The organism is Flavobacterium arundinis (assembly GCF_038289855.1).
GTDB classification, from domain to species: domain Bacteria; phylum Bacteroidota; class Bacteroidia; order Flavobacteriales; family Flavobacteriaceae; genus Flavobacterium; species Flavobacterium arundinis.
Genome location: NZ_JBBYHR010000003.1, coordinates 465,383 through 478,419, shown reverse-complemented (window position 1 = coordinate 478,419; position 13,037 = coordinate 465,383). Strand labels below are relative to the sequence as shown.

Sequence of the window (13,037 nt, the reverse complement as noted above, 5' to 3'; positions counted from 1 at the left end):
TCTTAGTACTTTTACCAAAACAAACACATACATAATTATGTCTCAGGCCGTACTTTCGCTGCAAAATGTTACCATATACCAGGAGGGCAATGCCGTATTGTCCGATATCAACCTTGAGGTAAACCACGGCGAATTCCTCTATTTAATAGGAAAAACGGGTTCCGGGAAGAGCAGCTTCATGAAATTGCTGTACGCCGACCTTAAGCTGCAGGAAGGTGAAGGAATGTTTGTAGACTACGACCTGAAAACCCTGAAGGAGCGTGACATACCGTACCTGCGCAGGAAAATAGGTATTGTTTTCCAGGATTTCAAATTGCTTCCTGACAGGAGCGTGTTTGATAACCTACACTTTGTACTGAAGGCTACCGGCTGGACCGACAAAGAAGAAATGAAAGTGAAAATTGACGAAGTACTGGACAAGGTAGGTATGAAGAATGTTTCCAACAAAATGCCGCACCAGCTATCCGGAGGTGAACAGCAGCGTGTTGCCGTGGCCCGCGCCCTGCTGAACGACCCCGAAGTCATCCTTGCCGATGAGCCTACCGGTAACCTCGACCCGCAAACCAGCGTTGAAGTAATGCAGCTCCTTCGCGAGATCAACCAGAATGGCAAAACTATCATTATTGCAACACACGACTATGCCCTCCTGATGAAGTTCCCATCAAAAACACTGAAGTGCGAAGACGGAACTATTTTTGAAGTGGTACAGCGGACGGTTTAGAGGAGATTGTTAGATTTTATACTATAAATAAACTGTCGATTGCTATCCATTCTCATCCCAACCTATAATTATAATGTGCTTCCGCTTGTTTCGGAATTGTACCAACAGGCGCAACAGTCAGCTATAGCATTTGAAATTTTAGTTTTTGATGACGCTTCACCCGATAAAACTTCTATTGCAGAAAACCAAAAGATAAATAGCGTGGACCACTGCCGCTATGAATTGTTGGAAAGTAATATTGGCCGCAGTGCCATACGCAACCTGCTGGCCAAAAAAGCAAAATACAGCTGGCTGTTATTTCTTGATGCAGATACTATCCCCGTTACTAAAAACTTTATTTCCGGATACCTTCCCTATCTTACTGATGAAGAGAAAGTGGTGTATGGCAGCATCAAATACCAGCGGGAAAAGCCTGCCGCCGACAAGTTGTTACGGTGGGTTTATGGCAATGAACGCGAAGCACTGCCAAAAGAAGCCCGCGACAAAGACCCTTACCTTAGCTTGCTGACACTAAATTTCGCGATAAGCAAATCCGTTTTCACCAAAGTGAAGTTCAATGAGGAAATTCCTAACCTTCGGTATGAAGATACTCTATTTTCGTACGACCTGATGAACGCTGGTGTTAGGATAGAGCACATTGCAAACGAGGTATACCATCTGGGACTTGACACCAGCGAAATTTTTGTACACAAGTCGGAAGAAGCTACAAAGGGACTAAAATACCTTATCGACCAAAAGCTTATTGCTGCCGATTATATAAAGATCGTAAAGGTTTACACCCGCCTGAAAAAATTTGGATTGTCTCCTGTACTGGCTATGCTGCATTCAGCAATGAATAATGCTTTCCGTAAAAACCTTGTCGGTAGCAACCCTTCACTTTTTATTTTCGATTTGTACCGATTGGGCTATCTTTGTTGTTTAAAGAAATAGATTTTATGTATAGCTTTTTCAAAAAGATTATCTACAGATTCATCAATAAGCAAAAGCTGATAAAGCATGAACTATTTTTCAGGAATATCTATGCTGTGCTTTATTCGGGAAATAGGCATCAATGCAATATCTGCAGCAAAAAATTAAGCAAATTTATTACTGTTCATAAACATGACCTTCTATGTCCCCGTTGTGGGAGCCTTGCCCGTGACAGGAGGCTTTGGAAGCTTTTAAATGACGACTTTGTGAACAGTGGCATAAATGTGCTTGATTTTTCTCCCTCCCGCTCACTTGCGCGGAATATGAAAAAAATAAAAGATATAGAATACGTCTGTAGTGATCTTTCAGGTAATTTTATAGCAGACCATCAATACGATATTACTGATCTTGATATAACCGCAGAGTATTTTGATCTTATAATATGTTATCATATACTCGAACATATTGAGAACGATAAAAAAGCTATGGAAGAGCTTTACAGGATAATGAAACCCGGTGCAAAAGGACTAATACAAACCCCATTCAAAGATGGGGATATTTATGAGGATTCCGCTATAACTTCAGCTATGGATAGAGAAGTGCATTTTGGGCAGGACGACCATGTTAGGATATATTCAGTTAGCGGCCTTAAGCAAAGGCTAGAAGATAGAGGGTTTATTGCTGAAGCACGACAGTTTGAAAAAGATATTTATAATGGCTTGCTCGAAGAAACCGTATTCACAATAACAAAACCTTAGATAGATGGCTTTTTTTTCGGTAGTCATTCCACTTTATAACAAAGAAAATTTCATTGCTAAAACTTTAAAAAGCGTTTTAGCACAGACGTTTTCTGACTTCGAGGTAGTTATTGTAAATGATGTGTCTACTGATAGCAGCCTTTCAATTGCACAAAATTTTGTTGACAGTAGGATAAAAATAATAAGCCATCCTAAAAACAAAGGGCTTTCAGCATCACGGAACACAGGTATAAAAAATGCTTCTGCCGATTATGTTGCTTTTTTGGATGCTGATGACTTATGGAAGCCGGAGTTTTTGAAGACTATCCATATCCTTATATCGAAATATCCTGAAGCAGGATCATTTGCAACAAAATATGAGGAGGTATATCCTGAAAATACTATCATCCCTTCTTTCGATCTTCAACTTGAAAAAAACATGGGTATTATAGAATTTTACAGATCAAATCTTAATCAGTCCATTTATTATCCGTCATGCCTTTGTGTACGGAAGGAAGTATTTAAAAAAGCAGGATATTACAATGAAATGATAACTTTTGGAGAAGATATTGATCTGAATATACGGCTGTATCAACATTTTAAACTTGCATATTGCGACAAACCATTGGTATCGTACACGATGGACTCCCAAAACCAGATAACACGTTCGGGAATAACAAATAAAATACTCACCGATTTCGATAAATATGAGTCGATAGCCAAAAACCGTTTAGACATAAAACGATATCTCGATTTCAACCGATACTTTATCGCTAAGCTTTACCGCATGGAAGGCAATATGGCAGGGTACAAAAAAATGATTAAAGGCATCGATATGAAAAACCTGAACTACAAGCAAAGAATATTACTCATACTGCCCGGGTTCCTGTTAAAGTTGGTTAGCAAAGTGAAAATGCGATTACTAAAAAGAGGAATCGTGGTAAACAGTTACGACTGAGTTTTGATATACTCCAAAAAAGATTTATAATCCCTTATATAATCGGTTTCATCATAAGCCTCCGAAGCTATCACCATACAAACCGCTCCCGAAGAAAAGTTCTCAAGCTCGCGCCATATATTGCTGGTAATAAGCAAGCCTTTATCGGGTTTGTTGAGTGTTATGGTTTGTTTTTTCTTTCCGTCTTTCAGTACCACGTCAAAGCTGCCGGATAGCGCCACGAGCATCTGCTTTAAGTTTTTATGGGAATGCCCTCCCCTTTTGGCCGAGCTCGGTACATCATATAAGTAGTACACCCTCTTAATTTCGAAAGGCACGACATCATTTTCTATTACACCAATATTGCCCCTGGCGTTTTTTATTTTAGGTATATCTATTATTTGAATGTCCATATTATCCGTTTATTTTAAGGTACTCCATCCAGGCTTTACCTACATTGTCTATCGAAAATTTTTCAATGCTCTTGGCCGTGTTTTCTTTGCACCGTTCATAAAGTGCTTTATCAAGAAACATCATGTCGATACCTTCGGTGAGCTTGCAAAAGTTCTGGTCCTCTATTAAAAGTCCATTTTTGCCATCATCAATAATCTCAGAAGGGCCTGTGAAGCAGTCAAACGCGACTACCGGTATTCCGGACGCCAGTGATTCAAGCACTACCATAGGCATACCTTCAAACCTGCTGGACAGGACGAAAAACAGTGCATCCCTCATGTAAGCATACGGATTTTCCTGAAAACCATTAAAGAGTATTTTATCCTTTAGATCTTTTCCGTCAACAAGTTTTTCCAACAATCCCTTTTGCTTTCCTTCACCTAATATCAGCAGCCTGATATTGTTTTCAGGAAGCACAGATTCAGAATAGGCTTCTATAAGCCGGTCAAATTGCTTCACGTTATCTTCACTGAGCCTGCCTGCCGCTAAAATATATTTATAGCCGCCATTGATATGGCTTTCCCGAAGCCTGCTATTTATGTATTCTGTATCGATAGGATTATATATCACAGCCAGATTTTTCAGGCCATGCCTCTGCTCAATATATTCCTTCATTTTATTGTTAAGGGCTATCACACCATAACTTTTCCCATACATGAGTTTGGTAAGCCACGATTGTCCTGGCATATACCAGTTTATATTGGAGCTGTGCACAGTATAAACTGTCGGTGCAGTAAAAACAAATTTAGCTATCAGCAAGTCTTGTAAAGGCTTTCGTCGCATACGAAAGTCAATGATATAGTCGAACTTATTTTTTTTAATATAATTCCTGAGTATGCGCAGCCGTTTGAATTTATTGGAAAAACCATTGGCATCGTCCTTTTCCTTCCCGAGGTTAAGGAGCTCTCCTGCATAACTGTACGTTACAACATCCTGCACGATCACATTATGTACCTCTATTCCCTGCGTAGCTAAATACCTGGATAACGCAGCATGGGCTTTTTCCGCGCCACCGGCTGACAGCATATCGCCTACCAGGCATATTTTAGTTTTAGAGGGTTGCAACATTTGGTTTTATTAGCTACTTTTCAGGGCAAATATAAACATTCATGAGGATTTTACTGATAGGCGAATACAGCAGGCTTCACAATTCCTTAAAAGAAGGCCTTGTGGCTATAGGGCATGAGGTAACGCTGGTAGGAGACGGGGACGGGTTCAAGCAATTCCCTGTTGATTATACAATAGATCCTGCATTCAGTAAAACAAAGCTCATTAATCTTTTCAGGCAGGCTATTTTCAAAGTTTTTAAATATGATATTGCGGCTACAGAGCGTGGCCTGCGATTTTATTTTCTGCTGAAGAAACTAAAAGGCTATGATGTTGTACAACTTATTAATGAGGCGCCAATAGCAACTAATCCTTCTTTGGAAAAAAAACTGCTTGGGAAGCTTATGAAGCAGAATGCAAAAACTTTCCTGCTTTCCTGTGGTGTGGATTATATTTCGGTAAAGTACATGCTCCAAAGTAATTTCAGCTATTCATTAATGGATCCATTTTATGCTGATGATAGCCTCCTGCCTGATTATCGGTATATTTTTAACTACACCGGCAAGAAGCATAAAAAGCTCCATGACTTTATATTCAATAAAATAAATGGCGTTATCGCGAGCGATATGGATTATGTCCTGCCCCTGAAGGGCCACCCCAAATTTTTAGGGCTTGTGCCAAATCCCGTCAATCTGGAAAAACTTGAATATAAAAAGCCTGTAATTACCGATAAGGTGGTTATTTTTTTAGGAATCAACCGTGGTACATACAATCAAAAAGGTGTGCCATTTTTCGAAAAAGCGCTGGAGATAATCAGGCAGAAATACGGCAGCATGACGGAGATTATTGTTACGGAGAACGTTCCCTACAATGATTATATAAACCGGTACAATAAAGCCCATATACTACTGGACCAGGTTTATGCTTATGACCAGGGCTATAATGCTCTCGAAGCAATGTCGAAAGGAAAAGTTGTATTTACCGGCGCTGAAAAAGAATTTACTGATTATTATGGCCTGACGGAAAAGGTTGCCATAAATGCACTGCCTGATGTAGGTTTGATAGTCTCCGAACTGGCGTGGCTTATAGAAAACCCTGGCGAGATACTAGCAATTGGCGAACGGGCAAGAGCATTTATAGAAAAAGAGCACGATCATATTATGATAGCCGGGAAATACCTTGAGAAGTGGGAAACAAAATAAACCCTTAAAATTATACTGAGTCAAATTTACAATCTGCTTTTGAAAGCGGGGATTTTGAAATTAAATTCAAAGACAGGGGTTCGTGGAGAATAACGACTTAACTTTTGTTGAGGGAAGTACATTTTCACCCTAAAAAATTTTATGAATGTATTACACGTTTTATAATGATTTACTTACTTTGGTAAATAAAAACATACGATGATATCCTACGATCCTAAAGAATGGTTCTCTTTCATATTCCAATTCCATAAAGGCGACACCTTCCGTAAACTCCTGCCTATCATGGCAGGTATCGGCTTGTATTCGGCTGCTATTGCCTGGCTTGAGATCGAATACTGGCAGCTGTCGGAAACCAGCTATGTTAAGAACATCACGGTTATGCATACAATGCTGGGCTTTGTCATTTCGCTACTGCTGGTGTTCCGCACCAATACAGCATACGACCGCTGGTGGGAAGGCCGCAAAATGTGGGGTGCACTGGTAAATAACAGCCGCAACCTTGCCATTAAGATGGCGGTGATGCTAAAGGACCCAGCTGACAAGGAGATCATGAAAAAGCTGATCCCTGCCTATGCATCTGTCCTAAACCTGCATTTGAAGAATGTTGACATCAGCCACGAGTTGTTTGACGATGCTATCCTGGCGGCCGATCACTATAACCATAAGCCCAACCAGATCGCCAAAACCATTATGGCACGCGTTAACGATATGTACAAGGAAGGCAAGATAACAGGCGACCAGCTTATTGTACTGAATGAAGAGTTACGTTCTTTCCTGGATATCTGCGGGGCATGCGAGCGTATTAAAAATACACCGATACCCTACTCTTACAGCGCATTCATAAAAAAATTCATTTTCTTCTACGTTATGACACTGCCTTTCGGATATGTGTTCCAGCTTGGATATTATGTGATACCTGTGGTTGTTTTCATTTTCTATGTGCTTGCCAGCTTAGAACTAATTGCCGAGGAAATTGAAGATCCTTTTGGAACAGACCCTAACGACCTTCCGCTCGAGAAAATTGCCGAAACTATAAAGAAAAATGTTGAGGAGTTGATTTATTAGCCGGTTGGAGGTTGCGGGTTTGGATTATAGGTTCAGAGTTAGCCGCACTGTATGGCAACCCAAAACACGGAACACTAAACTCTGAACCCCGAAGCTTTACCACCAATTTAACACAAAACGGCGCTAAATTCAATACCTTCATTTATATAAATGAAGAGCCATGCATAGTGATAAAAAACCATCTGAAGGAACTACCAGTGCTGACGACAATGTAAATAACAATGCCCATTATTCTGACTCCGGAGAAATTACCCGCGACGATGAGCGCGACCGCAACGACAGCACCGAAGATTGGGATGCCGAGGACAGCCGTACCGGGCGCAATAAATAATTAATAGTTAGCTGCTAAAGAATCGAATAACCCGTCCCAGTCGGTATTACCATGGTTTTTGCCAAGCCGCACGATTATAAGGTTCTTAGCAGGATTCACATAGATATATTGTCCCAGGATACCCTTAGCCAGATAACTGCCATCGCTATTGAGCCACCATTGATTGGTGTAGCCCTCACTGCCGGGTATTGATGTTGTAGATTCCTTAACCCACTGGCTGCTAACAATCTGCTTTCCATTCCATTTACCATTATTTAAATACAGCCTCCCAATTTTGGCAAAATCACGAGCCCTTGCGTTAATGCAGCAGAACGTTTTTTCCAGGCCGTCTTTTTCTTTGTCAAGGCTCCATGTAGCATCATATTCCATGCCTAAAGGCTTCCAGAGTTTTTCCTCAAGATAGGATGTGATGGTTTTGCCTTTCAGTGCCCGCTCCAGGACAAAGCCGAGGAGCTGGGTATCACCACTACTGTACTCAAAATCACCGCCGGGCGCATGGGCCATCTTCCTATTATACATAGACCGGCGAAGATTTCGCCCGTAGTAATAAGTTGCTGCATCTCCAAACGGGTTTACGTAACTCTCATTAAAATGGATGCCGCTCTTCATATCCAGCAAGTCTTTTATGGTCACTTTTTCAAGGCCATCATGGTTTAGTTCCGGGATATAATTAACCATAGGCTCGTCTGTAGATTTGATAAGCCCGTCGTCCAGCGCACAGCCGATCAGTATAGAGGTTACCGACTTTGCCATGGAAAATGATGCTACAACCGATTCTTCATTATAGCCATTGAAATATTTCTCATATTGGATGCTGTCATTTTTAATAATGATGAAGGCAACGGTATTGCTGCCTTTAAGATAATCATCAAAAGAGGTTTCCTTATTTCTGATGGTAAGTTTTTTAGGAGCTCTTGGATTTTTTGAAACTGCATAATGGAATTTTACAGAATCGGCCTTTGCAGTACGTGAAGGGAAAATCTTGTGGTCGGTTATATTTGCGAAGTTATAATATGCAAAACGCCCTATTGTACACGATGTTAAAAGCGTTGTGGTACTTATAAGGCAAAAAAGAGTCAGGCACCGGTAAAAATATGTTTTCATTATTATTGCAGCGTTATTGTACAAATATGGCAAAAAAATTTAATCAGGCACCAAAGCAGGAAAAGATATTCCTTATAGTGACAGCTAATAGCTTATGGCAAATGTCAGTTGTTTATTGGAAAACAATTTAACGACTCAGGAGGCTTTGCAAAAGAAGGATTAACTTTTGCCGATGTGGTGATGTTAAGGGGCAAAATAAAATTTACCATAATTCGTTATCAATAAACTGGTTTTAAATTTAAAGTGGCAAAATTTTTGTTACTTTGTTTAAAAGATCTCTTTTTATGAAATACATCTTTATACTCTTTACAGCACTTACTTTCACCGGCGCATGGGCACAGCTCGATAGCGGAACCGGAGGTATTGCCATTCCACGGGGTAAGAGTACCGTGCCAAAAGCAGCGCCAACCATGAGTGCGGCAAGCCCTTTTTCGCTTAATAAAGAGAAAGCGCCTACCAACAGCACAGCACCGAAGATTGGCGAAAAGGAGAAAAACTTCAGCATGTTTCAGCAAAATAATTTTGTAAGCCGCAGCAACGAGTACCAGGACAGGGTAGAGATAAGGGAAAGAGGCGAATCTAATGAAGCCTATAAAGGAAATAAATATTTTGGCGAGGTGCGTACCAAAGCGAAATTTGTACAGGTTCTGGCACGCGATTTTGAATATGCCGATGGCGACAGGATAAAGGTACTGGTTAATGACCGCGTCGTGGTTGCCGAAATTATACTGGACAACAGCTTTAGGGGTATCCAAATAACCCTTGAAGAAGGTTTTAATAAAATTGATTTTGAAGCGCTGAATCAGGGTACTTCAGGTCCTAATACCGCCGAGTTCAGGGTTTTTGACGACAAGGAGCAGGTAATATCTTCCGACCAATGGAACCTTGCCACCGGTTTTAAGGCTACAGTGATGGTTGTAAAGGAATAAATAATACCAATCTGTGATTAAAAAATTAATTTTCCTTTTACTTGTCATAACTTTCTCAGGTGCATTGGCACAGGGCCAGGATAATGAAGGTTATGAAGCTACCCTTTATTTCAGGGATGGTACCAATATAGCAGGATTTGGCGATATCAAGCGTGTAAGTAACTTTTCAGCATATGAGAAAAGTACCGTAATCATTTTCAAATTAGCAAAAACAGATGAAGCCGAGGAATGGAATGGTGAGATGGTAGACAGGATCATCTTTCATGGCTTTGAGTTTTCGGTAACTTTCCAATTTGTGCCTACCCCTGAAAATCGCCGTAATTCATACGAGCTTCTACGGCTTATAACGGAAGGAGAAGTAAACTTATATTCCAGTATTGACGATTATTTTACTGAATTACGATATGTAGATATGAAGACGCCGGGATTAAAAATGCCTCATACGCCTGTAAATAATTTTGGCCCGGTAATACCTGTAATGTCAAAGCCTACCGGACATAAATATTATATGAGAAGGCAGAATGAAACTAAATTTTTCAATTTTTCCGGAAGCAAGAAGAAAATCGCAGCTTATTTCAATGACTGTTCGGGTATTGCAAAAAAACTGGAAACGGGTGATTTTACTATTGATACATTAAAAGAAATAGTAGAATACTATAATGACCTGTGCGCTGGCTACACCGAAGATAGCGATAAAAGTGATGATGGTAAATAAAAAAAGCCCCGAATAAATTCGGGGCTAAAATAAGGGTGAAAGACGGGGCTCGAACCCGCGACCTCCGGAACCACAATCAGGCGCTCTAACCAACTGAGCTACAATCACCATTTGTTTTGAGAGTGCAAATATAAGCCTTTCAACTATTTTTGCAAATAAAAATTGAAGTTTTTTATATCAAATCTCCTAAGCTATTCACTGCCAAATACCTTTCTACAGTAAATCCTTCGGCATATTCTCTATTGATGAGCCTGCCAAGGTCGGCGGCACGGTAAAGAATGCTGTCTTTAAAGTTTTTTGTGGCTATAGGCGTTACAGGTTCATCACTTCCCGGATCGTAAAACTGCGACTTATATGCCATAAGCGATTGTACTTTTACATCCATAAAACCGGTTACATCTACCACAAAATCGGGCACCAGGTTTTTCCATTGTATGTAATGGTAGACCAGCTTTGGCCTCCAGGCGTCCTGCTTCCCTGCTTCCGACTCCGTTTCAATCCGCCTCAGTCCTGATAAAAAGCACGCGTCAGAAACCAGTTTGCTGCCTTTGCCATGGTCGATATGGCGGTCATCTACCGCATTGCAAATAACAATTTCAGGTTGGTACTTGCGTATCATTTTTATTATTTCCAACTGATGGGCTTCGTCATTAGTAAAGAACCCGTCACGGAAGCGCAGGTTCTCCCTGATTGTCACACCAAGTATCCTGGCAGCTTCGGCAGCTTCTTCGTCCCTTATTTCTGCCGTGCCACGGGTACCGAGTTCACCGCGGGTAAGGTCTACTATCCCTACTTTTTTGCCAAGGGAAATTTCTTTTGCAATGGTTGCGCCGCAGCTTAGTTCCACATCATCGGGATGGGCGCCAAAAACAAGTATATCTAATTTCATCTGTTTGCTGTTGTTGGTGCAAAGTTAGGGAAGTTTTGTTGGAGGAAATGAAACTTATCATGTATATGTTTTTGGGCGGGCCACACCCTATACTGCATCCGTTGCAGTGGCCGGGCTATCGGCTTTATCTGCTTCGTGCCTCCGCAGGATACCGCCTCTATCCCTACCGCATGGCCTCACCCCCAGCCCCTCTCCAAAGGAGAGGGGAGCAAGGACGATAAATAACTATATTGCCGTAAAATAGGAAGGTTACATACGCTTAAGGGATGGAAGCGGCATCCCCGTAGCCTGCGGAGGGATACAGCGTACAGCCTGACGGCGTAGCTTGCGGAGGCGGCACGCCCAAAAATAAACAGCTACTTTTATAAAATAATTAGGAAGAAAATCGTTAAATAACTATAACTTGCAGGATTAATTTACGAACGAAAAATACTCATAAAATGAATGAGATTAAGATACTTTGGGTGGATGACGAAATAGACATGCTCAAGCCACACATCCTTTTCCTTGAAAAGAAAAACTACAACGTGACTACCGCAAATAACGGACAGGATGCCATTGATATGTTCGAAAAGGAAAACTTTGATGTTGTGTTCCTTGACGAGAACATGCCGGGACTGAGCGGGCTTGAAACGCTGTCGATAATTAAAGAGAAAAAATCGTCGGTGCCGGTAATCATGATCACGAAAAGTGAGGAAGAGTACATCATGGAAGATGCCATTGGCTCCAAAATTGCAGACTACCTTATCAAGCCGGTGAATCCAAACCAGATATTACTCTCGCTTAAAAAGAATCTTGACCATTCACGCCTCGTTTCTTCCAAAACCACGCTGGATTACCAAAAGGAATTCCGGAAAATATCTATGGATATGGGCATGGTAAACTCATGGGAAGACTGGGTAGAAATGTACAAACGACTGATATATTGGGAACTTGAACTGGAAACGATTGAAGACCAGGGAATGGTAGAAATACTGGAATCGCAGAAACAGGAAGCTAACTCGCAGTTTGGCAAATTCATAGAAAAGAACTATGAGGACTGGTACGAGCCAAAGGCAGATAAACCCGTGCTTTCGCATAACCTGTTCCGCGAACTCGTAGTGCCTGAGATTCAAAAGAAACAGCCGATACTTTTTGTGGTGATAGATAACCTGCGCTACGACCAGTGGAAGGCTTTTGAAAGCGTGGTTACCAATCATTATAAGCTGGAAAAAGAGGCTGCCTATTATGCCATCCTGCCAACAGCTACACAGTATGCACGGAACGCCATATTCTCGGGACTGACACCACTGGAAATGGAGAAAAAATTCCCGCAATACTGGAAGAATGATGTAGACGAAGGCGGAAAAAACCTGTATGAGGGCGAGTTCCTTACCGAACAGCTGAAACGCCTTGGCCTGCAGAACCTCAAACAGGAATATTATAAGATCACCAATTTTCGTGACGGGCAAAAGCTGGTGGATAACTTTAAGGGGCTTAAGGGCAACGACCTCACTACAATTGTTTACAACTTTGTAGATATGCTTTCGCATGCCAAGACCGAAATGGATGTGGTGAAAGAGCTTGCCAGCAACGACAAGGCCTATCGCTCGCTTACCCTGAGTTGGTTCCGCAATTCGCCATTACTGGAAATGATACAGCAGGCCCAGCAAATGGGCTTCAGGCTGATACTCACTACTGACCATGGTACTATAAATGTGAAGAATCCAAGTAAGGTAATAGGCGATAAAAATACCAGCCTCAACCTGCGTTATAAAACAGGCCGCAGCCTTACTTATGAAGACCGCGATGTTTACGCTATAAGAGACCCGAGGCGCATCCAGCTGCCTACCATAAACATGAGCAGTTCCTACATATTTGCCAAGAACGACCATTTCCTGGCCTATGTAAATAATTATAACCACTACGTGAGCTATTACAGGAATACCTACCAGCATGGCGGTATTTCGCTAGAGGAAATGATCATTCCGTTCCTCGTGTTCAACCCTAAATAATTGG

General features: G+C 41.3%; 14 protein-coding genes. 10 read left to right on the top strand and 4 right to left on the bottom strand.

Features of this window, described 5'->3' with window-relative positions:
• Nucleotides 1-37 precede the first annotated feature (37 nt).
• From AAEO56_RS07825 to AAEO56_RS07810, 4 genes are read left to right on the top strand one after another with little or no spacing between them, the layout of a single operon-like run.
• A complete protein-coding gene (locus tag AAEO56_RS07825) occupies nt 38-721 on the top strand; it encodes a cell division ATP-binding protein FtsE (RefSeq protein ID WP_341696473.1) in 684 nt (227 codons plus the stop codon).
• A gap of 39 nt (nt 722-760) precedes the next feature.
• Nucleotides 761-1,651 (top strand): glycosyltransferase family 2 protein, encoded by an 891-nt coding sequence (locus tag AAEO56_RS07820; protein WP_341696472.1) that lies wholly within the window; start codon nt 761-763, stop codon nt 1,649-1,651.
• 5 nt (nt 1,652-1,656) lie between these two features.
• Nucleotides 1,657-2,388: a class I SAM-dependent methyltransferase gene (locus AAEO56_RS07815; protein WP_341696471.1), complete on the top strand. Its 732-nt coding sequence runs from the start codon at nt 1,657-1,659 to the stop codon at nt 2,386-2,388.
• 4 nt (nt 2,389-2,392) lie between these two features.
• Nucleotides 2,393-3,325 (top strand): glycosyltransferase family 2 protein, encoded by a 933-nt coding sequence (locus tag AAEO56_RS07810; protein WP_341696470.1) that lies wholly within the window; start codon nt 2,393-2,395, stop codon nt 3,323-3,325.
• Here the strand turns inward: AAEO56_RS07810 and AAEO56_RS07805 are convergent.
• Together AAEO56_RS07805 and AAEO56_RS07800 are read right to left on the bottom strand one after the other, a co-directional pair.
• On the bottom strand, nt 3,316-3,717 hold the full coding sequence (locus tag AAEO56_RS07805) for a sugar 3,4-ketoisomerase (RefSeq protein ID WP_341696469.1): 402 nt from the start codon (nt 3,715-3,717) through the stop codon (nt 3,316-3,318). The genes AAEO56_RS07810 and AAEO56_RS07805 overlap by 10 nt on opposite strands.
• A gap of 1 nt (nt 3,718) precedes the next feature.
• Nucleotides 3,719-4,825: a glycosyltransferase gene (locus AAEO56_RS07800; protein ID WP_341696468.1), complete on the bottom strand. Its 1,107-nt coding sequence runs from the start codon at nt 4,823-4,825 to the stop codon at nt 3,719-3,721.
• 41 nt (nt 4,826-4,866) lie between these two features.
• Here AAEO56_RS07800 and AAEO56_RS07795 point away from each other — a divergent pair, with 41 nt between their 5' ends.
• The 3 genes from AAEO56_RS07795 (at nt 4,867) to AAEO56_RS07785 (ending at nt 7,402) form a co-directional block, all read left to right on the top strand.
• A complete protein-coding gene (locus AAEO56_RS07795; RefSeq protein WP_341696467.1) occupies nt 4,867-6,006 on the top strand; it encodes a glycosyltransferase family protein in 1,140 nt (379 codons plus the stop codon).
• Between the two features lie 198 nt (nt 6,007-6,204).
• A complete protein-coding gene (locus tag AAEO56_RS07790) occupies nt 6,205-7,071 on the top strand; it encodes a bestrophin family protein (protein ID WP_341696466.1) in 867 nt (288 codons plus the stop codon).
• Between the two features lie 160 nt (nt 7,072-7,231).
• Nucleotides 7,232-7,402, top strand: a complete 171-nt coding sequence (locus AAEO56_RS07785; protein ID WP_341696465.1) for a hypothetical protein — start codon at nt 7,232-7,234, stop codon at nt 7,400-7,402.
• Here AAEO56_RS07785 and AAEO56_RS07780 read toward each other — a convergent pair whose 3' ends face one another.
• Nucleotides 7,403-8,506, bottom strand: coding sequence for a serine hydrolase domain-containing protein (locus tag AAEO56_RS07780; protein ID WP_341696464.1), 1,104 nt, complete (start codon nt 8,504-8,506; stop codon nt 7,403-7,405).
• 284 nt (nt 8,507-8,790) lie between these two features.
• Between AAEO56_RS07780 and AAEO56_RS07775 the strand changes: the two genes are divergently transcribed.
• Together AAEO56_RS07775 and AAEO56_RS07770 are read left to right on the top strand one after the other, a co-directional pair.
• The gene (locus tag AAEO56_RS07775) at nt 8,791-9,435 is read left to right on the top strand and encodes a hypothetical protein (RefSeq protein ID WP_341696463.1); all 645 of its coding nucleotides are present in this window, start codon (nt 8,791-8,793) and stop codon (nt 9,433-9,435) included.
• Nucleotides 9,436-9,448: 13 nt separating this feature from the next.
• The gene (locus tag AAEO56_RS07770) at nt 9,449-10,150 is read left to right on the top strand and encodes a hypothetical protein (RefSeq protein ID WP_341696462.1); all 702 of its coding nucleotides are present in this window, start codon (nt 9,449-9,451) and stop codon (nt 10,148-10,150) included.
• A 172-nt stretch (nt 10,151-10,322) separates the two neighbouring features.
• On the opposite strand, the gene bshB1 is transcribed toward AAEO56_RS07770, so the two are convergent.
• The gene (gene bshB1 / locus AAEO56_RS07765) at nt 10,323-11,039 is read right to left on the bottom strand and encodes a bacillithiol biosynthesis deacetylase BshB1 (protein ID WP_341696461.1); all 717 of its coding nucleotides are present in this window, start codon (nt 11,037-11,039) and stop codon (nt 10,323-10,325) included.
• 440 nt (nt 11,040-11,479) lie between these two features.
• Between bshB1 and porX the strand changes: the two genes are divergently transcribed.
• A complete protein-coding gene (gene porX / locus AAEO56_RS07760; RefSeq protein WP_341696460.1) occupies nt 11,480-13,033 on the top strand; it encodes a T9SS response regulator signal transducer PorX in 1,554 nt (517 codons plus the stop codon).
• Nucleotides 13,034-13,037: the final 4 nt, after the last annotated feature.

What these genes read in the sequence shown, in the direction of transcription:
- AAEO56_RS07800 (WP_341696468.1), bottom strand. Translation starts at nt 4,825, where the DNA reads ATGTTGCAACCCTCTAAAACTAAAATATGCCTGGTAGGCGATATGCTG.
- AAEO56_RS07790 (WP_341696466.1), top strand. Translation starts at nt 6,205, where the DNA reads ATGATATCCTACGATCCTAAAGAATGGTTCTCTTTCATATTCCAATTC.
- porX (WP_341696460.1), top strand. Translation starts at nt 11,480, where the DNA reads ATGAATGAGATTAAGATACTTTGGGTGGATGACGAAATAGACATGCTC.
- AAEO56_RS07815 (WP_341696471.1), top strand. Translation starts at nt 1,657, where the DNA reads ATGTATAGCTTTTTCAAAAAGATTATCTACAGATTCATCAATAAGCAA.
- AAEO56_RS07825 (WP_341696473.1), top strand. Translation starts at nt 38, where the DNA reads ATGTCTCAGGCCGTACTTTCGCTGCAAAATGTTACCATATACCAGGAG.
- bshB1 (WP_341696461.1), bottom strand. Translation starts at nt 11,039, where the DNA reads ATGAAATTAGATATACTTGTTTTTGGCGCCCATCCCGATGATGTGGAA.
- AAEO56_RS07810 (WP_341696470.1), top strand. Translation starts at nt 2,393, where the DNA reads ATGGCTTTTTTTTCGGTAGTCATTCCACTTTATAACAAAGAAAATTTC.
- AAEO56_RS07805 (WP_341696469.1), bottom strand. Translation starts at nt 3,717, where the DNA reads ATGGACATTCAAATAATAGATATACCTAAAATAAAAAACGCCAGGGGC.
- AAEO56_RS07785 (WP_341696465.1), top strand. Translation starts at nt 7,232, where the DNA reads ATGCATAGTGATAAAAAACCATCTGAAGGAACTACCAGTGCTGACGAC.
- AAEO56_RS07795 (WP_341696467.1), top strand. Translation starts at nt 4,867, where the DNA reads ATGAGGATTTTACTGATAGGCGAATACAGCAGGCTTCACAATTCCTTA.
- AAEO56_RS07780 (WP_341696464.1), bottom strand. Translation starts at nt 8,506, where the DNA reads ATGAAAACATATTTTTACCGGTGCCTGACTCTTTTTTGCCTTATAAGT.
- AAEO56_RS07775 (WP_341696463.1), top strand. Translation starts at nt 8,791, where the DNA reads ATGAAATACATCTTTATACTCTTTACAGCACTTACTTTCACCGGCGCA.